General features: G+C 58.3%; 21 protein-coding genes, 1 other RNA gene and 1 pseudogene. 9 read left to right on the top strand and 14 right to left on the bottom strand.

Features of this window, described 5'->3' with window-relative positions; genetic code table 11:
* Window positions 1-6: 6 nt before the first annotated feature.
* The 7 genes from recR to tadA form a co-directional block, all read right to left on the bottom strand.
* Window positions 7-603 carry a recombination mediator RecR gene (gene recR / locus ACO4XG_RS08785; RefSeq protein WP_308508069.1) on the bottom strand — a complete coding sequence of 199 codons (597 nt, stop codon included), beginning with the start codon at window positions 601-603 and terminating at the stop codon, window positions 7-9.
* 27 nt (window positions 604-630) lie between these two features.
* Window positions 631-951 (bottom strand): YbaB/EbfC family nucleoid-associated protein, encoded by a 321-nt coding sequence (locus tag ACO4XG_RS08780; protein WP_308508068.1) that lies wholly within the window; start codon window positions 949-951, stop codon window positions 631-633.
* A 36-nt stretch (window positions 952-987) separates the two neighbouring features.
* A complete protein-coding gene (gene dnaX, locus ACO4XG_RS08775) occupies window positions 988-2,583 on the bottom strand; it encodes a DNA polymerase III subunit gamma/tau (RefSeq protein WP_308508067.1) in 1,596 nt (531 codons plus the stop codon).
* A gap of 1 nt (window position 2,584) precedes the next feature.
* The gene (locus ACO4XG_RS08770) at window positions 2,585-3,646 is read right to left on the bottom strand and encodes a 6-phosphofructokinase (RefSeq protein ID WP_308508080.1); all 1,062 of its coding nucleotides are present in this window, start codon (window positions 3,644-3,646) and stop codon (window positions 2,585-2,587) included.
* A 229-nt stretch (window positions 3,647-3,875) separates the two neighbouring features.
* Window positions 3,876-4,140, bottom strand: an RNA gene (gene ffs / locus ACO4XG_RS08765) — signal recognition particle sRNA large type.
* A 49-nt stretch (window positions 4,141-4,189) separates the two neighbouring features.
* The gene (locus ACO4XG_RS08760; protein ID WP_308508066.1) at window positions 4,190-4,567 is read right to left on the bottom strand and encodes a hypothetical protein; all 378 of its coding nucleotides are present in this window, start codon (window positions 4,565-4,567) and stop codon (window positions 4,190-4,192) included.
* 130 nt (window positions 4,568-4,697) lie between these two features.
* Window positions 4,698-5,183: a tRNA adenosine(34) deaminase TadA gene (tadA, locus tag ACO4XG_RS08755; protein ID WP_308508065.1), complete on the bottom strand. Its 486-nt coding sequence runs from the start codon at window positions 5,181-5,183 to the stop codon at window positions 4,698-4,700.
* Window positions 5,184-5,279: 96 nt separating this feature from the next.
* Here tadA and ACO4XG_RS08750 point away from each other — a divergent pair, with 96 nt between their 5' ends.
* Both ACO4XG_RS08750 and ACO4XG_RS08745 read left to right on the top strand, forming a co-directional pair.
* Window positions 5,280-5,978 (top strand): response regulator transcription factor, encoded by a 699-nt coding sequence (locus tag ACO4XG_RS08750; protein WP_009533849.1) that lies wholly within the window; start codon window positions 5,280-5,282, stop codon window positions 5,976-5,978.
* Window positions 5,975-8,266 (top strand): sensor histidine kinase, encoded by a 2,292-nt coding sequence (locus ACO4XG_RS08745; protein ID WP_308508064.1) that lies wholly within the window; start codon window positions 5,975-5,977, stop codon window positions 8,264-8,266. Before ACO4XG_RS08750 ends, ACO4XG_RS08745 begins: the two co-directional genes overlap by 4 nt.
* A 64-nt stretch (window positions 8,267-8,330) precedes the next feature.
* On the opposite strand, the gene ACO4XG_RS08740 is transcribed toward ACO4XG_RS08745, so the two are convergent.
* From ACO4XG_RS08740 to ACO4XG_RS08725, 4 genes are read right to left on the bottom strand one after another with little or no spacing between them, the layout of a single operon-like run.
* Window positions 8,331-9,350 carry an MBL fold metallo-hydrolase gene (locus tag ACO4XG_RS08740; RefSeq protein WP_308508063.1) on the bottom strand — a complete coding sequence of 340 codons (1,020 nt, stop codon included), beginning with the start codon at window positions 9,348-9,350 and terminating at the stop codon, window positions 8,331-8,333.
* A complete protein-coding gene (locus ACO4XG_RS08735) occupies window positions 9,347-10,294 on the bottom strand; it encodes an ROK family glucokinase (protein ID WP_308508062.1) in 948 nt (315 codons plus the stop codon). Before ACO4XG_RS08735 ends, ACO4XG_RS08740 begins: the two co-directional genes overlap by 4 nt.
* Before the next feature lie 21 nt (window positions 10,295-10,315).
* Entirely contained in the window at window positions 10,316-11,476 is a 1,161-nt protein-coding gene (locus ACO4XG_RS08730; protein ID WP_308508061.1) for a DUF5711 family protein, read from the bottom strand.
* A 3-nt stretch (window positions 11,477-11,479) separates the two neighbouring features.
* Window positions 11,480-12,571, bottom strand: coding sequence for a hypothetical protein (locus tag ACO4XG_RS08725; protein ID WP_308508060.1), 1,092 nt, complete (start codon window positions 12,569-12,571; stop codon window positions 11,480-11,482).
* 86 nt (window positions 12,572-12,657) lie between these two features.
* On the opposite strand from ACO4XG_RS08725, the gene ACO4XG_RS08720 reads away from it, so the two are divergent.
* Window positions 12,658-12,924 (top strand): hypothetical protein, encoded by a 267-nt coding sequence (locus tag ACO4XG_RS08720; protein ID WP_308508059.1) that lies wholly within the window; start codon window positions 12,658-12,660, stop codon window positions 12,922-12,924.
* A 2-nt stretch (window positions 12,925-12,926) separates the two neighbouring features.
* Here the strand turns inward: ACO4XG_RS08720 and ACO4XG_RS08715 are convergent, their stop codons facing one another.
* Window positions 12,927-13,622 (bottom strand): 5'-methylthioadenosine/adenosylhomocysteine nucleosidase, encoded by a 696-nt coding sequence (locus tag ACO4XG_RS08715; protein ID WP_308508058.1) that lies wholly within the window; start codon window positions 13,620-13,622, stop codon window positions 12,927-12,929.
* A 94-nt stretch (window positions 13,623-13,716) separates the two neighbouring features.
* Between ACO4XG_RS08715 and ACO4XG_RS08710 the strand changes: the two genes are divergently transcribed.
* Window positions 13,717-14,790: an undecaprenyldiphospho-muramoylpentapeptide beta-N-acetylglucosaminyltransferase gene (locus ACO4XG_RS08710; RefSeq protein WP_308508057.1), complete on the top strand. Its 1,074-nt coding sequence runs from the start codon at window positions 13,717-13,719 to the stop codon at window positions 14,788-14,790.
* Here ACO4XG_RS08710 and ACO4XG_RS08705 read toward each other — a convergent pair.
* Both ACO4XG_RS08705 and ACO4XG_RS08700 read right to left on the bottom strand, forming a co-directional pair.
* The gene (locus tag ACO4XG_RS08705) at window positions 14,745-15,359 is read right to left on the bottom strand and encodes a rhomboid family intramembrane serine protease (protein WP_308508056.1); all 615 of its coding nucleotides are present in this window, start codon (window positions 15,357-15,359) and stop codon (window positions 14,745-14,747) included. The genes ACO4XG_RS08710 and ACO4XG_RS08705 overlap by 46 nt on opposite strands.
* 4 nt (window positions 15,360-15,363) lie before the next feature.
* Complete coding sequence (locus ACO4XG_RS08700) at window positions 15,364-15,780, bottom strand: HIT family protein (protein ID WP_308508055.1); 417 nt, start codon at window positions 15,778-15,780, stop codon at window positions 15,364-15,366.
* A 253-nt stretch (window positions 15,781-16,033) separates the two neighbouring features.
* Here ACO4XG_RS08700 and ACO4XG_RS08695 point away from each other — a divergent pair, with 253 nt between their 5' ends.
* From ACO4XG_RS08695 to ACO4XG_RS08675, 5 genes and pseudogenes are all read left to right on the top strand, one after another.
* Complete coding sequence (locus tag ACO4XG_RS08695) at window positions 16,034-17,254, top strand: TadA family conjugal transfer-associated ATPase (RefSeq protein ID WP_308508054.1); 1,221 nt, start codon at window positions 16,034-16,036, stop codon at window positions 17,252-17,254.
* Between the two features lie 163 nt (window positions 17,255-17,417).
* Window positions 17,418-17,981: a type II secretion system F family protein gene (locus ACO4XG_RS08690; protein WP_308508053.1), complete on the top strand. Its 564-nt coding sequence runs from the start codon at window positions 17,418-17,420 to the stop codon at window positions 17,979-17,981.
* Window positions 17,982-17,989: 8 nt separating this feature from the next.
* The gene (locus ACO4XG_RS08685; protein ID WP_308508052.1) at window positions 17,990-19,231 is read left to right on the top strand and encodes a hypothetical protein; all 1,242 of its coding nucleotides are present in this window, start codon (window positions 17,990-17,992) and stop codon (window positions 19,229-19,231) included.
* 21 nt (window positions 19,232-19,252) lie between these two features.
* On the top strand, window positions 19,253-19,426 hold the full coding sequence (locus ACO4XG_RS08680) for a Flp1 family type IVb pilin (RefSeq protein ID WP_308508051.1): 174 nt from the start codon (window positions 19,253-19,255) through the stop codon (window positions 19,424-19,426).
* Window positions 19,426-20,241, top strand: a pseudogene (locus ACO4XG_RS08675) (hypothetical protein); the annotation flags it as partial. The gene ACO4XG_RS08680 and the pseudogene ACO4XG_RS08675, both read left to right, overlap by 1 nt.

The following is a 20,241-nucleotide window of genomic DNA, read 5'->3' as shown; positions in this document are numbered from 1 at the left end:
CGCCTCTTAAAGCTCCGTTCTTCCTTCCAGGGCACGCAGGAGCGTGACCTCATCGATATATTCCAGATCGCCGCCCACCGGAACCCCGCTCGCAATTCTGGAGACTTTAATGCCTGTCGGTTTCACGAGCTTCGCGATGTACATCGCGGTAGTCTCACCCTCCAGACTCGGGTTCGTTGCAATGATGACCTCCTCCACATCGCCCTCCAGACGCCGCATCAGTTCTTTTAGCTTGATGTCCGAGGGTCCTATGCCGAGCATCGGTGAAATGGCACCGTGCAACACATGGTAGACGCCTTCGTATTTTCCCGTTTTTTCGTAGGCGGCGAGATCTCTCGTGTTCTCGACCACCATAATCTGCCGGTGATTGCGCTTTGCGCTCTTGCAAATCGGGCAGAGCTCCTCATCGGTCAGGGTAAAACATTCCTTGCAATAGCGCACGTTCTGCCGCGCGCTGCGAATGGCATCGGTCAGAGACGCGACGCGTTCCGTCGGCATATTGATGATATGAAACGCAAGGCGCTGCGCGGACTTTCTGCCGACCCCCGGCAGCGCGGAGAGTTCTTCCATGAGTCTCGTGATTTGTTTGCCGTAATAATCCATGAAAATCCGTTCTTTTACTCTTTTCCTTTAGAAAGGCAGTCCGCCGGTCAGCTTGCCCATCATCTGCTGATTCTCGGCCTCCGCCATGCGAAGCGCCTCATTGACCGCCGCCTTGATGAGGTCCTCCAGCATCTCGACATCATCCGGATCCACGGCGTCCTTGTCCAGCGTAATCTTACTGACTTCCCGGCCACCGACCACCGTGACGCGCACCGCGCCGCCGCCGGCCGTCGCCTCAAACTCCTTGCTCTCGAAAGCCTTTGCCTGCTCCTCCATCTGCTTCTGCATCTTCTGGAGCTGTTTCATCATATTGTTTGCGTTGCCGGGCATACCGTTAAATCTTGCCATATTTTTTTCTCCTGTATTTTACTGCCTGCGGCGCACTCATTCTTCCCGCTCCAGCGGAAAATGAATTTGTTCCCGCAGTTCTTCCTCTGTCATGCGATAGCTCCGCGCCGACGTCTGACCGGTCTTTCGCGCGAGCCCCAGTTGAAACTCCTTGCCGTAGCGCTCCCGCAGACAGTCCCGCAGAGCGTCAAGTCCCCCGTTGCCGAGAACGCCTTCCGTCACCTCGTTGGGACAACAGACGGTCAGCTTGCCGCTCTCTTCCGCAATGAGCTCGCAACTGTGGAGTGCCGGGGCGTACATACCGCCGAGACTCTCCGCAATGCTGCCGAGCTCACTCCGGACTTTCATGAAGTCCTCGTAAGCGGGACGCGACAGGGCAATTTCTTTGACTTCCGCGCGCGCTGTATTTTCCGGCGCGACTTCCGTCTCCGCAGGCACGGGCGTTACAGACGCCGCGACCGGGATACCGTTCTTTGCGACATCCTGCAGGCGCTTCTCAAGGCGCGCAATCCGCGAGAGCAGCGCATCGCCGTCGGTGTCCATCTCCGGTTCCGCAAGCCGTATCAGCGCGAGCTCCGTGAGCGTCCGCTTATCGGACGCATAGCGAAGCTGTTGGGACAGCTCCGCCTGCACGCGGATTGCCCGGAGCAACACGGCCTTATTCGCGAGTTCCGCATCCGCGCGGAGCAGTTGCAAGCGCTCGCCCGCGCTGTCCACAAGTCCCTCGGCGTGTTCCGCCGTCTTTAAGACCAGCAGGTTCCGGAGGTACCAGAGGAAGTCCGCATTGAACTGCCCGAGTTCCCGACCCTCGAGAAAGGCACGGTTGAGAAGTGCCAGCGCCTCACCGGTCTTGCCGTAGAGCAGGGCGCGAAACAGTTTCGAGAAGACCTCGACATCCACCGCACCGAGTATGTTCAGCACGGCCTCATAGCGGATCTCTCCGTCCGGACAAAAGGCGACACACTCGTCGAGCAGACTCAGCGCATCGCGCATCGCGCCGTCCGCCTGCGCCGCGATGTAGCGCAGTGCGGCCTCTTCCGCCCGAATATGCTCGGCAGCTGCGAGTTCCGTAAGCCGCGCCGCAATGGTATCCGTCGTGATGCGCCGGAAATCATAGCGCTGGCAGCGGGACAACACTGTGACCGGAATTCTGCTCTGCTCCGTTGTCGCGAGAATAAAAATCACATAGGACGGCGGCTCTTCCAGCGTCTTTAAAAGCGCGTTGAACGCGCCGCTCGAGAGCATGTGCACCTCGTCGATGATAAAGACCCGGTACTTGCCGTCGGTCGGCGGATATTGCACCTGCTCCTTGATGTCGCGGATGTTGTCGACACCGTTGTTCGACGCCGCGTCAATCTCCTGCACATTCATCGAGCTCTCCGAGAGAATCGCTCGACAGGATGCGCAGACCCCGCAGGGATTTCCGTTGACCGGGTTTTCGCAGTTGACGGCGCGCGCCATAATCTTGGCGACACTTGTCTTTCCCGTGCCCCTGGTTCCGCAGAAGAGATAGGCGTGCCCCACACGCCCCGTCTCAATCTGGTTCCGGAGTGCCGTGCAGACGGCATCCTGTCCCTTTACCTCGTCAAAGTTTTTCGGTCTCCACTTCCGGTAAAGTGCGACATAGGCCATCTCAGCGGTCTCCGAACGAGAGCCCGAGAAGTCTCGCCTCTTCGACAATCGAAGCGTTCGGATCCACGGTCTTTAACTTGCCCGCCGACTCCTCGAGCGGAATGCTCGTGATCTCATTGTTCCGGATGACCACCATCTCACCGAAGCGGCCCTCGCTGATCAGCTTTGCCGCGCGTGCGCCGAGACGCGAAGAGAGCACGCGGTCATAGGGATTCGGCGCGCCGCCGCGCTGGGTGTGACCCGGCACGGTCACGCGGACTTCCTGTCCGGTGATGGCCTGAATCTCCGCGCCGATCTCGTAGGCAACCGAGGGATAACGGCGCGATGCGAGCTTGGTCTTTCTCTCCTTCTTGCTGAGCGCCGCCGTCTCCTTCGAGATTGCGCCCTCCGCGACGACAATAATCGAGAAGCGACTGCCCGCCCGCTGGCGTTTCTGCAGTGCCTCGATGATTGCCTTGATATCATAGGGAATTTCCGGAATCAGAATGATGTCCGCGCCGCCCGCAATGCCCGCATAGAGCGTGAGCCAGCCGACTTTATGTCCCATGACTTCGACAATAAAGACTCTGCCGTGGGAAGCCGCCGTCGTGTGAATGCAGTCAATCGCGTTAGAGGCGATTTCAATGGCGCTCTGGAAACCGAAGGTCTCATCCGTGCCGAAGAGATCGTTGTCGATGGTCTTCGGCAGAGAGACGATGTTCAGCCCCTCCTGCCGCAACAGATTGGCCGTCTTCTGGCTGCCGTTGCCGCCGAGCACGCAGAGGCAGTCGAGCCCCAGCTTCCGATAAGTCGCCTTCATCAGTTCCACTTTGTTATTGCCGTTTTCGTCCGGTTGTGTCATCTGCTTGAACGGCTGCCGGCTGGTGCCGAGCAAGGTGCCGCCCCGCGTGAGAATGCCGGAAAAATCATTCTTCAGGAGCAGGCGGTAGTCCTCATACATGAGGCCGCGATAACCGTCCCGAAAGCCGACAATGTCCACGCTGTCATACAGATTGTAGAGCGCTTTTGCGATACCGCGCATCGTCGCATTCAGCGCCTGGCAGTCGCCGCCGCTGGTCAGCATACCGACGCGGATTCGCCCGCCCTTCTTCTCTGCCTTTGCCTTCTCCAACTTCTCTTTTTCTAACTTTTCTCTCTCTGCCATATCCGACTCCTCCAGACGCTTCCGTATGCGCAATTTCCGACCGCATACCTTTCAAAAGTATACGACAGATCCGCCTATATCACAAGAAAGCCCCACGAAAAAAAGACGGCTCTGCCGTCTCTTCCTCTGTACATCAATCAAAAACAAACCGCACATCCCGCTTTGAACGGGAGCCATGAACGTTACCGCGGCAGCCAGCTCGGCGACGGCGATCCCGCATCGCCCGTACGCATTTGCTTAGTGCTGCTGCATTCCTGCCCTGACACGGTTCGCAAAGGTCCGCCGCGCGGGGGCCCTCGCGTCTACGCCGCTTACCGTGGGCTGCTTCACAGCTCTGCACGCCCGAGGCGGGATATCACCCCTGCTATGGCGGACTGCAGGTGCAGGGAACCGCCGTCTCCCCGGCTGTGCGGACTTTCAGTATACGGGAGGCGGCCGTCCTTTGTCAAGATAGGACCGGACTCAGAAGAACTCCGGATCGTAACACCAGAGCTGATGGTAAAAGAGGTACACCATAAAGACCAGCTCGCCGTTTAACAGTTCGGTGTAGGCAAAGGGCATCGGAATTGCTTGTAAAACTAAAGTTTTCAGGAAAATACAGACCAGTGCCGCGAGGCAGAGCTTCAGCGAAAGACGCAAATCGCCGCGGAGCTGCCCCTTGCGGAAGATGCCATACAGACTCAGCGCCAGCATCATATGGTTCAAAAACAGGTTGAACGCCGCAATTTCATGCCTGCCGCCGGTCATATACTGACTCGCGCATTCTGACAGCAACAAAATCTGATAGACAACCGCATATCCGATGCGAAACAAACGAAAGCATCGTTCCGTGCGCTGCATGGGGATTCTCCTTTTACTATTCTTAATTTAACCAGTATTAAGTATAGTATGTCCCCGGAACTTTTGCAAGCATCATCGGAATGATTTGTAAATTTAGTGTTAAATTATCTGTAAATTATCTCTTTATTGTCTATAATTCCCGTTTCTCGCTCTGTTCTGTCTTACGCTTTGCGCGGAGCTCCCGAAAGAAGTCCCTCATGAGTGCGGCACAGGTATCTCCGAGCACACCGGCTTCCACACTGACCTGATGGTTAAAGCGCGGCTCGTCGAGCAAATTCAACACCGATCCCGCGCAGCCTGCCTTCGGATTGGAGGCTCCGTAGACCACCCGCGGAATCCGCGCCTGCACAATGGCACCGGCGCACATGGGGCAGGGCTCCAAGGTCACATAGAGCGTGCAGTCCTCGAGTCGCCAGTCGCCTTCCTTTTTGCAGGCCTTCCGAAGCGCAAAGAGCTCTGCGTGCGCCAGAGTCTGCCGGTCTGTCATGCGCCGGTTATAGCCCCGCGCAATAATTTTTCCCTCTCTCGCAATCACGCAACCGATCGGTGTCTCGCCGAGCGCCCCGGCCTTTGCGGCCTCACGGATTGCCGCCCGCATCAACTGTTCATCCGTCATTTCGCTTTCCCGCTCTCCTTATGATATACTAGTCACAGCGCGGTCTTATGCCGCGCTGTGACTGGAACGTTCATTTTAACACAGCGAGGAAAGCATATGCAGAGAATTCTGGTTTGTGACGATGACCACGAAATCGTCGAGGCAATCAGCATCTACCTCACCGGCGAAGGTTTCAAGGTTCTGCCCGCCTATGACGGTGCAGAGGCGCTGGAAATTATGGAGCACACCCCCGTGGATCTTCTGATTGTCGATGTCATGATGCCCGGTCTGGACGGCATTCGCACCACGAGACAGGTCAGAGAGAAGAGCTCCATCCCGATTATCATTCTCTCCGCGAAATCCGAGGACAATGATAAGATTCTCGGCCTGAACATCGGCGCGGACGACTATCTCACGAAGCCCTTCAATCCGCTGGAGCTCGTGGCGCGCGTCAAGAGTCAACTGCGCCGCTACACGGAGCTCGGCAATGTGGACAGCCGCGACAACATGCATCTCTACACGGTCGGCGATCTCGTGATTAACGACGAGACCAAGGAAGTACAGGTGAGCGGCAACAATGTGAAGCTCACGCCGATTGAGTACAACATTCTCCTCCTGCTCGTCAAAAACGCGGGCAAGGTTTTCTCGATCGACGAGATTTACGAGAAAATCTGGAACGAGGAGGCCATCGGCGCCGACAACACGGTCGCCGTGCACATCCGCCACATCCGCGAGAAAATCGAAATTAATCCGAAGGAACCGCGCTACCTGAAAGTTGTCTGGGGCGTCGGCTATAAGGTGGAAAAGAAGCCATGAAACCGGTCTCACGGGCAGAGAAAGTCTCTTTCTACCAAAAGACTTTTTTGCTCACCCTCCATCTTCTGGCGCTGTTGCTTTTTCTCTCCGGCATCTGCCTTCTCTACGGGAGCTCCGGCTTCCGGGAGGGCTTAAGCTGGGTGAATCCGGAGCACTACGAGGATTCGCCCGCCTTCGAGGCGCTGCTCCGCGACCGCGTCCAACAGCTCCTCGGCTATGTCCGTTACCGTGATGTCTTCGAGACCGACGGAAAATTTGACGCGGACAACGAAGTCTTCTCCTATTCGGACGGCAACGGCGCGGAGAAATTGTTCAGCGTGTCGGATGTCCTGAACTACGCGAAGGAGCACGGCTATTCCTTTGACAACGACTACCGCGTGATACACGACGATGCCGCGCCGGGCGGCGACGGTCAGACCTATCCGATCACCTGGCGCGCCTACCGCGAGACCCAGAAGGCGTCCGGCCCCGGCTCTGCCTTTAAGACCCTGGACACCATGACCCGCGAGGTCATGCAGTGCCTCGGCGACTACTATCGCGGCGTCAAGCTCTTTAACACCGGAAACTCCAATCTCTATTATTTTTTGCAGATTGAGGGGCGGAAGGACTACACCAACCGCCCGGGCTTAACCGATGCACAGGCGCGCTCGTTCGGCCGCTATGCGATTTTCAGTTCCGATAATCCGCTGCCGGACAACAATCTGCCCGAGACGCCGAATAAAATTCGCTCGCTGCTTCTCGACGAAATTTCGAGCCGCACGGCGGAATACCATCTGATTCTCGCGATCGATACCAACTATCCGCTGAAGGATGCCTTTTACCGGGGCGTGCTCGACTACGCCAAGCAGCGCGCACACTACGCCTACGGGCTGGCACTGCTTCTCTCGGGTGCGGGCCTCATGATTGTCAGCTTTCTCCTGCTCTCCGTCCTCTCGGGGCGCAGGGGCAGAGGATCCCGTGAGGTTTTTCTGTTTTCCTTTGACCGCCACCGCTTCGAGAGTAATTTTCTTCTGCTCTCCCTGCTCTGCGCAGTCGCCAATTTCCTGGCAAATCAGATTCTCGCGCGGCTGCTCCGCCTGATTTTGCCCTCCGGATACTGGGCCTTCTCGGAAAAGCTGCTCTTCGCCGCGATTGTCTATCTCTTTTTCCTGATTTTCTACTTCTCGGTGCTCCGCACTTACAAGGCGGGGCAACTCTGGCAGAACAGCTTCCTCCGGGATCTCACGGACAAGCTGAAAAATCGCGCGAAAGATGTGAGCTTTGCTCAGCGCATCACGGTCTACTATCTGATTTTCCTGCTCGCAAATCTCGCCGGCGCAACGAGCGTGACGCTTCTGTTGCACGGGAAATCGCTGAATGCACGACTTGAAGCGCTGTCCCTCGCGCTCCTGCTCTGCATTCTGAATCTCTGGCTCTACCAGCATCTCTATCAGAAACAGGTCGAGAACGATGAGATTGCGAGCGCCATCAGCACGCTGGACGCGGAGCCGGACCGCAGCGAGCGGCTCCTGAATCCCGCGCATTTCCACGGACGCGAGGCGAAACTCGCGACTACAATCAACAACATCAGCAACGGTCTGCAGCGCGCCCTGAATGACAGCGTCCGCTCCGAGCGCATGAAAGCTGAACTGATTACCAATGTGTCGCACGATATCAAGACGCCGCTCACCTCGATTATCAACTACATCGACCTGATTCGGAGAGCTCATCCCTCCGACCCTGCGGTTCAAAAGTATGTCGACATCCTCGAAAAGAAGTCGCAGCATTTAAAGACGCTGACCGAAGATCTCGTGGAAGCAAGCAAGGCTTCGACCGGCAATGTGCAGATCGATCCCGTCAAGATTAACTTTGTGGAGCTGGTCGAGCAGACCAACGGCGAGTTCGAAGAGCGCTTCGAAGAGCGCAGTCTGACACTCATACCGACGCTTCCGACCGAACCGCTCTATATTTTTGCGGACGGTCAGCATCTCTGGCGTGTCCTCGAAAACCTCTACAACAACGCCTGCAAGTACGCGGCCGCAAATTCCCGCATCTACGCGGAAGTCTCGGCGGAGGAGGGCTTTGTGAGCTTCACGCTGAAAAACATTTCGGCGAGCGCCCTGAACATAAGTCCCGAAGAGCTGACCGAGCGCTTTGTGCGCGGCGACCGCTCCCGCACGACCGAAGGCAGCGGCCTGGGTCTCTCGATTGCGAAGTCGCTCACGGAGCTGCAGGGCGGCATGCTGGACATTCAGATTGACGGCGATTACTTCAAGGCCCGCGTGCGGTTCCGCGAGGTCGACGACTGATTCAAAACCAACAAAAAAGCATCCGGAAAACCGGATGCTTTTTTGTTCCGCTGCCTCCGAAGGCTCACTGTATGCTTTGCCAGTAGGAGGCGCCCTCTTTGATTTCTTCCCGGAGCGCTCCCTGCTCTTCGAGATATTTTAAGCAGGCATAGGTCTTAAACCAGATCTGGATGCAGACTTCACGCTCCTTTTCCGTGAGCGGCCTTTGGTAGCGACGGTATGCCATCGCGCCGATATCCCGCAACAGGAGCGGTTCTCCCGCCGCGCGGACAATGTGATACAGATTTTCACAGTGCCGGTGATAGTAGCGTATGGTCTTCTCGACCGCTGTGCGCGGGTTCCGGAAAGGCTCGCCGTGCCCCGGCACAAAGAGATACTCCGAAAACCGGGCAGCCGCCTCGCCGAGCGAAGCGATGTAGGACGAGAGCGCATTCGGAAACTCTCCGATGTTACTCACAATCGGCGCGACCTCCTCGAGAACATGGTCGCCGCTGAAAATAAACTGATGTGCCCGCGAGAAAAAGCCGAGCTCTCCGCGCGTGTGTCCCGGCAATGCCGCAACTTCAAGGCGGTAGTCGCCGACCTCAAGGCAGTCGCCCGGCCGTATCGGCAAATAGGGAAAATCCCAAACCCCTTCATAGCCCTCACTGAAACAGTCGGCGGCCTGCCAAAATGCCTCGTAGGTCTCCCGGTCATAGGTCTCGAGGCCGACCAGGCGAAAGAGTTGCCGCCGTCCTGCCTCGTCCATCAGGAGCGTATTCAGAATCGCGCTCTGATCCATGTCCTCGGGGTTCACGAAAATGCGCGCCCCCTCGGCCGCGAGCGCCCGCGCCTGCCCGAGATGATCCTTGTGGCCGTGCGTAATCAGCACATCCAGACCGTCCGGCAGGAAACCGAGTGTCCGCATGACCTCCCGCAATGCCGTGCCGCAGGACGGATCCGCCTTTTCCGGAAACCCGCAGTCAATCAGCACACTGCGCTCGCCGGAGGCACCGCGAAGAAAGCCGTAATTCAGATGGCGGACGCCGACCATTTCGGTCTCGACCTCCGCCACATAGACGCCCGGAAAAATCTCCCGTATCATCCGAGCACCAGCTTTACCGCACCGTAGATACCGGCGTCGTTGCCGAGTTCCGCGAGTACCACGCGCCCGCGGTTTTGCGAAATCTTCGTGTAGCGGTCGTAGTAGACTTTGATTTTGTCGAGCAGATACGCGCCCGCGCGGGACACGCCGCCGCCGATGATGAAAATTTCCGGATCTATCGTCATGCAGAGCATCGAGATGGTCTCGCCGAGATACTTAGCGACTGTCTCCATGACCTCGTCCGCGAGGCCGTCACCGGCTCTTCCGAGGTCGCAGACATCTTTTGCCGTCAGCTTGTCGCCGAGTGCCCGGAGCCCGCTGTCGCGCGTCTTTTCCTGCGCGAGGCGGCGTCTCGCCTCGCGGACAATGCCGGTGGCGCTCGCAATCTGTTCGAGGCAGCCTACCGCGCCGCAGTTACAGGGCTCTGTCTCTCCGTCGCGGACGTGGATATGGCCCACCTCACCCGCGAGACCGTGTTTTCCGGTCACGATTTCGCCGTTCATAATGACGCCGCCGCCCACACCGGTGCCGAGTGTCAAAAGCACCGCGTTGGCCGCGCCCTCACCGCCGCCGCGCCATGCCTCACCGAGCGCTGCGACATTCGCATCGTTTCCGACCTCGACGCGGATACCGCCGAGCAACTCCGAGAGCTCGCGCGCCGGGTACACTTCCCGCCAGTGCAGATTGACGCCCACCTCGACATAGCCCGTCGGCTGCACGGGACCCGGCACGCCGATTCCCACGCCGATTAACTCCGCCTTGCCCTGAAAGGTCTCTTCCATCGTCTTCCGAATACTATCGGCGATGTCCGGCAGCACATGTGTGCCGTTCTCACTCGTGTCCGTCGGGAACTCCCACTTTTTCAGAATGGTTCCGTCCGGCTGAAACAGGCCGAGCTTAATGCTGGTCCCGCCGACGTCTACACCGATGCCAACTTTCTCCATGGTTCCTTTCCTCCTTTTGGTTTACTTCAATCTGACTTCTTTGATATGCGCCGCGCCGAGCCAGAGATAGCGGTTCCCTCCCGAGAGCCGGACTGCACGCACCAGCGGAAAATCCACGGCGCCGCTGAACTGCTTCGTGCCATTTTGCAAAAAGACAGTCAGCGCATCGCTGCCGATCAGAAAAACCGTGCCCCTGTCCACAAAGGATGAGGTGTAGTGCTCGCTGAAATTCGCATGCATGACTTTGTCGCCGCCGCTGTTGTAGAGCTCAACGCGGTAGGGCTTATTGTCCTGCGCCTCCGCCTCGTTTAAGACAATGGCGACATAGTTCCGGTCAAAGCAGAGCGAACGTATCACTTCCTGCTTCTCGGCGAGCTTCCAGCCCTTCTCAATGCCGTTTTTGCCGACCTGGAAAAAGCATAGCCCGCGCGTGGATGCCGCAAAGGCGCGCCCTTTCTGGAAGTACCGCACCTCCGAGATCAGATTTTCGCCCTCGTAGGGTGTGATGCCGCCTTTCATCTGATCTTCCCGGCCGCTGCCGCCGCTGTCCGAGAAATCGTAGACCACAATTTTTCCCGCGAGCTTGCCGCCCTCCAGATAGGCGACTCCCGCAATCACCTGACTGCCGTCATCCGAGAGATCGAGCGCGGTGAAATAGCCGTCGCCCTCGAGCAAGGCCTTGACGGTGATGTCCAGGACAGAACCGTCCTTCTTATAGAACTGGATATAGCTCGCCGAACTGTCTTCTTCGAGCGTCGCAACGACACCCAACTGCGAAATCGAGGCGCTGTCCAGCGTCCGCTCCGTGCGGCACTCGCCGATTTTTCCGTGCTTCTCGTCGAAAATCTGCAGCGTATTGCCCGAGCGATCCGCAATCACCGCATAGCTCCCGTTCACATCGATGACCGGATCCTTCATCTCAAAGCTGGAGGTCCAGTAGGTGTCGTTCTTTTCGCTGATATAGCTCACGCCGTCTTTCGAATACTTGAGATACCCCTGCTGAAACGGCTCGTAGCCGACCAGACTGCCCTGACTCACATCCTGCTGGTTGATGACGGCATAGGCGTGATACTGCCTGCGCCCGTGATACAGACTGAGCAGCACCAGAAAGAGCAGCAGTCCGATGCCGATCCGGATGAGACCCCGCCAGATTGCGCGCGAGAATTTGGTATCTTCCGCCATACCTTATGACTCCTGCCGGTCCCGATACCGCGCAATGGCCTCGGCGAGATTCGTGACCGTCCCGTTCTCCATGATGTCCTTGAGCGCCGCAATCTTTTCCGCTGTCATAAATTCTTTGCCGAGCATGGGCTCGTACCGCTCCGCGAGGCGCAGTGCCGCCGCCTGGCGCTCTTTCCCGACCTCGGTGAGCGCATGCTGCGCCACCTCGTATTCGCTCTTCTTCTGATTGATGCGCGTCGCCGCTTCGCAGCGCAGTTCTTCTGCGATTTTGTCGGCAGTCTCTGCGTCAAAGATTCGCAGCGCCTCGGCCTTTTTCTGCTGCGTCGCTTCGAGACGCTGCTCGGCCGCCGCAATCTCGTTGTCAAAATCCCCGAGGTTGTAGGGCTCATCGCTCTTATCGCGCTGAATGCTTCGCTTCACACGCCGGAGTTCCCGCACTTTTTCCGCAATCTCGTTCCGCATGCGTCTTCCTTCTTTCAGTGTCTCGAGATAGCGAAGCTTCGACTGCGTGCCGATCACAGTGTAGATGCCGCCGATGAGGACGATGTCCGCGATGTAAATCAGCACCAGCGCCGGGATATGCCGCAGCGAATCCGGCAGCGCCAGGAAATAAATGCCGCAGGGCAGCGCCACAAAAAGGAGGGCGACAAAGAGAAGAATCTGCATCCACTCGCCGAAGTGCTGCGGCCAGTAGAGCGCGTAGTACAGTTTACTCCGGAAAATCCCCGGAACCTGCTGTTTCCGGAAAAGTTCCCGGAGGCGTCTGCCGGTTTCCGCCATCTCCTCTTCGATCGGCGCGGATTCCGCCGCAATGCGCTCCTGTTTGCCGATGTACTTGGCTCTCTCTTTTTTTGACTGCGCGCGCTTTAAGGCCGCCCGCTCCTCCGCAATCTCATCGTCGAAATTTGCGGCGAGCTCCTTCCGGCGGCTCGTCACGGTGCGGTCAATGTTGTCCTTTAAACTCTGCTCCTCGGCCGCCAGTTCCTTCTGCCGCTCTTCTGTCTGCGCCTTTAAATCGGTCTCCTGACCGCGCAGTTTTTCTTCGAGGAGCACAGCCTGCTGCGCCTCCTCCAGGAATTTACCGTAATCTTCCAACCAAAACTCCTTTCTCCCTGCCGCATTGCATTTCTCCGGCGCTTCCGCTACCATAGAAAAAAATTCGCAACCGCGGAGGTACTCCTATGTTTCGTCTCTCCGGAAAATGTGTCCGGCACACTAAAATCATATGCAGCGCTGTCATCAGCGATGAGAGCACCGAGAAAAGTCGCACCGAGAAAGTGCTCGGCGCCGTGAGGGGTCTCGCAACGGAATTTGACCTGCCGTCCCCTCTCTGGCTCGAAAAAAACATCCGGGACTTTCAGCGGCGCGCGCGCACGCGCTTTACCGCCGACAACTTTCTGGAAGCCCTGCCCTTCGACTATCTGGAAATCGAAGTCCTTGAGGAGTGAGCTCAGAGCACTTCGAGCATGCGGAGCGTGAGGGCTAAAAAGTTCCGAATCGCCTGCTCCGTAAAGGCCGGGTAATTTTCCGCCGCTTTCATGTCCGCCTGGTCGGAGATTGCGCGGATTACGAGATAGGGCAAGCCGTAGAGATAGGCCGTGTGCGCAATCGCGGCGCCCTCCATCTCACAGCAGCTGCCGTGAAAGTCGCGGTACAGCTCTTCCTTCTTTTCCCGGCTCGCGACAAAGAGGTCGCCGGACACCACGCGCCCCGTGTGGAGCGTGACGCCGGAAGCGAGTTCTTCTTCACAGGACTTTGCGAGTTCCAAAAGTTTTTGATCCGCCGGAAACGTGCTCGTTTTCATTCTCGGAATCACGCCCTTCTCATAGCCGAACGCCGTGACATCAAAGTCATGCTCCAGGCAATCCGTCGAGAGCACAATGTCACCGAGCTTCACTTCCGGCGCAATGCCGCCCGCAATTCCCGTGTTCAGAATACAGTCCACATGAAAGCGCTCCGCCAAAATACTCGCGGCAACCGCCGCATTGACCTTGCCGATGCCGGAGCAGACCAGCGCAACTTCCTTGCCCGCAATTCTTCCGGTCAGAAAGCGCATACCCGCACAGACTTCCTCCTGTTTCTCCTCGAGCTTTTCGGCGAGCCCCTCCACTTCTTCTTCCATGGCTCCGATCATACCGATTGTCATATTGCCTCCTTTGTCGCCTTGAGATAATGCCCTCCGCAGAGTAGAATACAAGACATAGTTTTCTTCATCTTACCCTGTAAGGAGAGGTTCGTAAATGAAAAAAATCGTTCTGACCGGCGGCGGAACCGCAGGTCATGTCACGCCGAATATTGCCCTGCTCCCGGCTCTCCGCGAGGCGGGCTATGAAGTCCTCTACATCGGCTCCTACGAGGGCATGGAGCGCAAATTAATCGAAGCGACCGGCACGCCCTACCGCGGCATTTCCTCGGGAAAACTGCGCCGCTATTTCGACTGGAAAAACTTCACCGACCCCTTCCGGGTTCTGAAAGGATACGGCGAGGCCAAGGCCATTCTCAGAGACTTCCGGCCGGATCTCATCTTTTCGAAGGGCGGCTATGTCGCCGTGCCCGTGGTGCGCGCCGCAAAGCGCCTCGGCATTCCCGCCGTGATTCACGAGTCGGATATGACACCCGGTCTCGCAAACCGTCTTTCCTACAGCGCAGCGACCAAAATCTGCTGTAACTTCCCCGAGACGCTCTCGCTCCTCCCGAAAGACAAGGCCGTGCTGACCGGCTCTCCGATTCGCGCCGAGCTCCTCTCCGGCAACCGGGAGACCGCCCTCGCGCTGACCGGCTTCTCCGATTCGCGCCCGGTGCTTCTCGTGATTGGCGGCAGTCTCGGTTCCCGCGCGGTCAATGCCGCCGTCCGCGACGCTCTGCCGGACCTTCTGAAGGACTTTCAGGTGCTGCACATCGCGGGCAAAAATAACCTGGACCCGGCGCTTTCCGACACCCCGGGCTACCGCCAGTTTGAGTATGTCTCCGAGGAGCTGAAGGACTACTTTGCGCTCGCCGACATCATGGTGAGCCGCGCCGGCGCCAACGCAATCTGCGAAATTCTCGCGCTCCGGAAGCCCAATGTCCTGATTCCGCTCTCCGCGAAAGCGAGCCGCGGCGACCAGATTTTGAATGCCCGCTCCTACGAAAAACAGGGCTACTCCCGTGTTCTTGAGGAAGAAGCCCTGTCGCGCGATACTTTACTCGCCGCCGTACGGGAGACCTACGCCGACCGCGCGCGCTACCTCGCCGCGATGGAAGCGGGCGGCAGCGCCAATGGCGTGGCTCAGGTCATGTCCGTGCTGAACAGCGTGACTGCCGGTCGCCGGTAAAGCACGACCGCGAGCAGAAAACCGACCAGCAGACCGCCCGCATGCGCCGCGTTGTCAACCCCCTCGGTGAAGAAGCCGCTCAGCAGCATGATGCCCGAGAAAAAAAGAAGGTTGCGGATGCGGAACTCCTCAAAGCGACCGCGGTTTCTGATGAGCACCCAGATCAAGCCGCCGAGCACGGCGAAAACCACGCCCGAGGCACCCGCGCTGAGAACCTTCTGTCCCATAGCTACCTCGACCGCAAGGGAAGCGGCCGAGGCGCCGACAGCCGAAAAGAGGTAAAAGATCAGGTATTTCACATGTCCCAGCGCGTGCTCCAGACTATCGCCGGTCACAAAGAGAACAAACATATTGTTCCCGAGATGCCGTATGCCGAAGTGCAAAAAGGCCGCCGTGAGCAATCTCCAGTACTCCCGCCGCTCCAGAACATAGGGCGTATAGCTTGCGCCGCAGCGAAGCAAAACCTCATCGTCCCGCATGCCGCCGCGCAGCGCCACATAGAGGAACACCAGTATATTCACGAGAATCAGGAAATCCGTAACCGGCGCATTTCGTCTTTTCCCGTACATGGTTTCAAAGCGCCTTGCGTATGCTCTCGGCAGTTGCCTTCAGTTCCTCCGGTTCTGCCTTGCCCGGGGTCCACGCAACCATCTCCGGGCCGTTCTCATAGCGCGGGATAATGTGGATGTGGAAGTGAAATACCGTCTGACCGGCCGCCGTGCCGTTGTTCTGGACAAGGTTAAACCCCGCTGCGCCGAGACCCCGCTGCATCGCCTTGCCGACCTTGCCCGCGAGCGAAAATGCCTCGCCGATTGCCTGTTCCGGCATCTCCGTGATGTTGTCGTAATGTTCTTTCGGCAACACCAGCGCGTGTCCCTTCGATGCGGGACCGAGGTCCAGAATCACGCGGTAACCCTCGTTCTCACAGATCTCCGTCGACGGAATTTCGCCGTTCGCAATCTTGCAAAAAATACAGTCGTCTTTTCTCATCTCAAGCCTCCTCTTCCTGTCTGTAACGCGCAGTGCTGTCTTTACTTTACAGCACCGCGCTTTTTTTGTCCAATTCCGCAGAAGTCCCCCCGCGCACCTGCCTATGCACTTTTCCGCCTGCCGTCTCACCGGTTGTAACGCCCCCTTTCACCGCTTTCCTGTCGCATCGAAAAAAAACAAAATTTTTTTGAAAATCTTCGAACCTTTTTCCCGTTTTGACCGTCCTTATATATGTACGACGAAAGGAGAGCCCATGAAGTCCTTGGAAGTATTCTACGCTTCGCTTCGGGAACAGCTGTCTGAAACGGTTTGTGCCATGCAGGATGCGGGTGATGCCGCGCTCTTCGCAGAGATTGATGCGGCGATTTCGCAGCTCTGCGCCACTCAGTTGCTCTCTGTCAGTGACCGGCTGTATCTCCGCAACTCTCTTTTCAATTCCTTTCGCAGGCTGGACATACTCCAGGAACTCCTCGATCAAAAAGAGGTCACAGAAATCATGGTGAACGGCAAGGACCGGATTTTTGTGGAGCGGCGCGGCAAGGTGGAGCGCTGCGACCTGCATTTTTCAAGCGAAGAGCAGTTGGAGGATATGATTCAGCGCATTGTGAGCCGCGTAAACCGCAGCGTCAATGTCTCGACCCCCATTGCGGATGCGCGCCTCCCCGACGGCAGCCGGGTTCACATCGTGCTGCCGCCGATCTCCCTCGGCGGTCCCGCTGTCACCATTCGAAAATTTCCCGAGCCCATCACGATGGAAACACTGATCGGTTTCGGGACACTGACAGCCGAGGCCGCCGCCTTTCTGAAAAAAGCGGTCGCAGCCGGGTATAACATCTTCATCAGCGGCGGTACCAATTCCGGCAAGACGACCTTTTTAAATGCTCTCTCCGCTTTTATTCCGAAAACCGAACGCGTCATCACGATTGAGGATTCCGCGGAGCTTCAACTCCTCCACATCGAAAATCTGGTGCGCCTCGAAACCCGCAACCGGAATGCCGAAGGAGAGGGACAAATCCGCATTGCCGACCTGATTCGCGCCAGTCTCCGCATGAACCCCGACCGCATCATTGTCGGCGAAGTGCGCGGCGCCGAGGCTCTCGATATGCTACAGGCGATGAATACCGGCCACGACGGCTCACTCTCGACCGGTCATGCCAATTCGGCCGCCGATATGCTGACACGTCTCGAGACTATGGCACTCGGCGGCGCCAATCTCCCGCTCGCTGCGATTCAGCGGCAAATTGCAAGCGCACTGGATCTCATTGTGCACCTCGGCCGACTCCGCGACCGGAGTCGCCGCGTGCTTTCCATCACAGAAATCGGGGGTGTCTCACATGGCGAAATTTCACTGCACGATCTCTTTGCCTTTCAGGAGGAAAAAGAACAGGACGGCTTCCGGGTGCAGGGAGAACTCCGCGCGGTCGGAACTCTCAAGCGCCGCGGAAAGCTCGACGCTGCCGGTCTCGTCCTATGAGCACTACACCCTATCCCCGAGAGAGTATCTCCGGCTTCTGTTCCGCTCCCTTCTCATCACAGGCCTCTTCACCTTTGTCTTTTACCGGAGCCTCCTCTTTTTTCTCTTCCTGCTTCCCCTCGCTTTTCTCTTTCCCTTCACACAGCGAAAGACGCTCGCCGCTATGCGGCGGCGACAACTCCTGCTCGCCTTCCGCGAAGCGCTCTCTCTGCTCGCCTCCTCGCTGAGCGCAGGCTATTCCCTCGAGAACGCACTCCGCGAGAGCCTCGGCGAACTCAGCGTCCTCTACGGACAAAACGCACTCATCGTCCGCGAATTTTCTTATTTACTGCGGCAAATCGGGATGAACATTCCGCCGGAGCAGGCGGTCGATGACTTTGCAAGGCGCAGCGGCCTCGATGACATCAAGACCTTTGCCCGGGTGCTCCGCATCGCGAGAAAGTCCGGCGGCGATCTCGCCGGAATCCTGCGCCGCACCAGCGAGGTGATCGGCGACCGCATCCAGATCAAAGAGGAAATCCTGACTCTCACTGCGGCCCGGCGTTTTGAGCAGCGCGTCATGAACCTCGTACCGCTCTTCATGATTCTCTATGTCGACTTCTCTTCTCCCGGTTTTTTCCGGGTCATGTACGAGACCCTGCTCGGACATCTCGTGATGACCCTCTGCCTTGCGACCTATCTCTTCGCGCTCTACTTGTCACAGCGCATCTCTTCCGTTTCCCTCTAGGAGCAGTCATGCAAAAACGACTTTTCGCCCTGCTGAAGCGCTATCGCGCGCCCTGCCTCTGTCTGGCCGCCGGGCTTGCTCTCTATCTCTTTGCCGCCTTGCGGTACTCTGCCCAAAGTTCTCTCGAATCCGGCGCGCGCCTGCCCAGGAATTCCTACGGCGGTGCCGACAACCGCTATGATCTGGTTGTCGAGGGACTCGGGGACGGCGAGACAGAACTCTGCCTCCCCGTACAGGCGCGTCGCTATACGGACGCCGAATTTGCGGCTGCCGCGGACCGCTGCATGGAAAAGCTGCCGCTTGTCGTCTTAAACGGCAACACCTCGCTCGCGGAAATCCGCGGCCGACTCGACTTCCCCGCCTTTTTCCCGGAAGAAGGTCTCTCGGCGAGCTATCTCTCTTCCGACCCCGCGCTGCTCGACAGCTACGGCAATGTGAATAATGCCGCGCTGACCAGGCCCGCAGAGCTCACACTCACCGTGACGCTCCGCGATACACCGGCGCGCGAGGGACTCCGCTTCCTGTTGCCCCTCACGATACTGCCGCCTGCCATCGATCCGGCGGCGCAGCGCACCAAAGATTTTCTCGCCTATCTGCAAGCGGAGGACAGTCGGCAGTCTGCAGCACCTGAACTCTCCCTTCCCCGGGAATACGAAGGACATGCGCTCCGCTATCGCGAAAAGAAACGCAGCGAGGCGCGCCTCTTCCTTTTGCTCGGCGCTGTCGCCGCGTTGCTGTTTCTCCTGAAAGAACGGCAGGACAGGGAGGACGCCGCCGCTTTGCGGCAGCGGCAGCTCCTACTCGACTACCCTGAGCTCGTGTCCAAGCTCCTCGTGCTGCTCGGCGCAGGAATGAATGCCCGCAACGCCCTGCTCTCGATTGCCGCGGATTACAGCGCCGAACAGCAGAAAAAAGCGGCGCCGCGCGCCGCCTACGAAGAGCTCAAAGGAGCACTGCTTCTGCTCCGCGCGGGCGAAAGCGAGAGCCGCATGTACCGCGCCTTCGGGCGTGCCTGCGGTCTCCGGCAATATATGAAGCTTGCCTCGCTGCTCGAGCAGAACCAGAGAACCGGCGTCGCCGCCCTCCGCACCATCCTTGCGGCCGAGATGACTCTCGCCTGGGAGGAGCGAAAAAATCTGGCGCGGCGTCTCGGCGAAGAAGCCGGAACCAGGCTTCTGCTCCCGCTCTTTCTCATGCTTCTTGTCGTCATGATTGTCATGGTTGTCCCCGCGTTTTTCAGCTTCTCATAAAACAAATTCAGGAGGTTTGTCATGAAACGGTTTGCGACAGGATTTTTTGATTCGGAAGACGGTTTTTCCACGATTGAGCTCATTCTGATTCTCGTGGTCCTCGTGACCCTGGTGGTGCTCTTCAAGGGGCAGGTCATTGCCCTCCTGAATCGCGCCTTTAGCGAGATTAATAACCAGGCCGGCAAGGTCTACTGATGCGGCTCCGCGGCTCGGTCACACTGTTTCTCGCGCTGGTTCTGACTTCCTGCTGCGCCCTCATCTGTGCGTTGCTCGAGAGCGCGCGAACCGCGGGAACCCGCTACTATGCCGCTCTCGCCGCCAATGCTGCCGTGGATTCCCTGCTTTCCCGCTATGACCGCACGCTCTTTGCGCGCTACCGCATCCTCGCCTACCGCTACCCGGGTGACGAGCGATGCGCAGCCGAACTGGATCGCGCCGTGCAGGCGTACCGGCAGGATGCCGGGCGCTATCCCTTTTTCGAAGCGACCATACGTCCGCTCGAAACCGGCTTTCTCGGCGACGGCGGTGCGGTCTGGCTGGAGCAGGAAATGCTCGACTACATGAAGACACAGCCGGGAGACGCTGCGCCGCTCACGGTGTCACTGCTCACGCAGTATCGGCCCGGTCTTACCTTCGCCGAGCATGTGTCCCCGTCCGTGACCGCGCTGTCTCTCCTCTTTGCAGACGCCGCGGAGAGCGAGGCGCTGTATTTCCGGCTGGAGCAGAGCCTTCTGGACGCCGGGCGCGAAAAGGAAGCCGCGACCGCGGCACTCGCAGCCGGCAATCTCCCTGACTTCTCTCAACATGCCGCCGCGCTCTCCGCGGCCCTCAGGCAAACAGAGCTTGCTTCCGCCGACTGCCTGCAGCTCTCCTCGCAACTCACAGACGGCAGCGCACGGTTCGCCTTTTCGGGACAGGCGGAAGAAGCAGTGTTCCTGCCGCTTTACGAGACAGTTTCCGAGACGGCAGCTGCCTTTCGCGCGCGGCGTCCCGAAATTTCCGCGGCCGGG

This window comes from Stomatobaculum sp., from assembly GCF_057248925.1.
This window is presented reverse-complemented; position numbering and strand designations above follow the sequence as displayed.

Bases quoted from the DNA above. Each gene is read 5' to 3' on its own strand.
- recR (WP_308508069.1), bottom strand. From the start codon at position 603: ATGGATTATTACGGCAAACAAATCACGAGACTCATGGAAGAACTCTCC.
- ACO4XG_RS08780 (WP_308508068.1), bottom strand. From the start codon at position 951: ATGGCAAGATTTAACGGTATGCCCGGCAACGCAAACAATATGATGAAA.
- dnaX (WP_308508067.1), bottom strand. From the start codon at position 2,583: ATGGCCTATGTCGCACTTTACCGGAAGTGGAGACCGAAAAACTTTGAC.
- ACO4XG_RS08770 (WP_308508080.1), bottom strand. From the start codon at position 3,646: ATGCTGACCAGCGGCGGCGACTGCCAGGCGCTGAATGCGACGATGCGC.
- ACO4XG_RS08760 (WP_308508066.1), bottom strand. From the start codon at position 4,567: ATGCAGCGCACGGAACGATGCTTTCGTTTGTTTCGCATCGGATATGCG.
- tadA (WP_308508065.1), bottom strand. From the start codon at position 5,183: ATGACGGATGAACAGTTGATGCGGGCGGCAATCCGTGAGGCCGCAAAG.
- ACO4XG_RS08750 (WP_009533849.1), top strand. From the start codon at position 5,280: ATGCAGAGAATTCTGGTTTGTGACGATGACCACGAAATCGTCGAGGCA.
- ACO4XG_RS08745 (WP_308508064.1), top strand. From the start codon at position 5,975: ATGAAACCGGTCTCACGGGCAGAGAAAGTCTCTTTCTACCAAAAGACT.
- ACO4XG_RS08740 (WP_308508063.1), bottom strand. From the start codon at position 9,350: ATGATACGGGAGATTTTTCCGGGCGTCTATGTGGCGGAGGTCGAGACC.
- ACO4XG_RS08735 (WP_308508062.1), bottom strand. From the start codon at position 10,294: ATGGAGAAAGTTGGCATCGGTGTAGACGTCGGCGGGACCAGCATTAAG.
- ACO4XG_RS08730 (WP_308508061.1), bottom strand. From the start codon at position 11,476: ATGGCGGAAGATACCAAATTCTCGCGCGCAATCTGGCGGGGTCTCATC.
- ACO4XG_RS08720 (WP_308508059.1), top strand. From the start codon at position 12,658: ATGTTTCGTCTCTCCGGAAAATGTGTCCGGCACACTAAAATCATATGC.
- ACO4XG_RS08715 (WP_308508058.1), bottom strand. From the start codon at position 13,622: ATGACAATCGGTATGATCGGAGCCATGGAAGAAGAAGTGGAGGGGCTC.
- ACO4XG_RS08710 (WP_308508057.1), top strand. From the start codon at position 13,717: ATGAAAAAAATCGTTCTGACCGGCGGCGGAACCGCAGGTCATGTCACG.
- ACO4XG_RS08705 (WP_308508056.1), bottom strand. From the start codon at position 15,359: ATGTACGGGAAAAGACGAAATGCGCCGGTTACGGATTTCCTGATTCTC.
- ACO4XG_RS08700 (WP_308508055.1), bottom strand. From the start codon at position 15,780: ATGAGAAAAGACGACTGTATTTTTTGCAAGATTGCGAACGGCGAAATT.
- ACO4XG_RS08695 (WP_308508054.1), top strand. From the start codon at position 16,034: ATGAAGTCCTTGGAAGTATTCTACGCTTCGCTTCGGGAACAGCTGTCT.
- ACO4XG_RS08690 (WP_308508053.1), top strand. From the start codon at position 17,418: ATGCGGCGGCGACAACTCCTGCTCGCCTTCCGCGAAGCGCTCTCTCTG.
- ACO4XG_RS08685 (WP_308508052.1), top strand. From the start codon at position 17,990: ATGCAAAAACGACTTTTCGCCCTGCTGAAGCGCTATCGCGCGCCCTGC.
- ACO4XG_RS08680 (WP_308508051.1), top strand. From the start codon at position 19,253: ATGAAACGGTTTGCGACAGGATTTTTTGATTCGGAAGACGGTTTTTCC.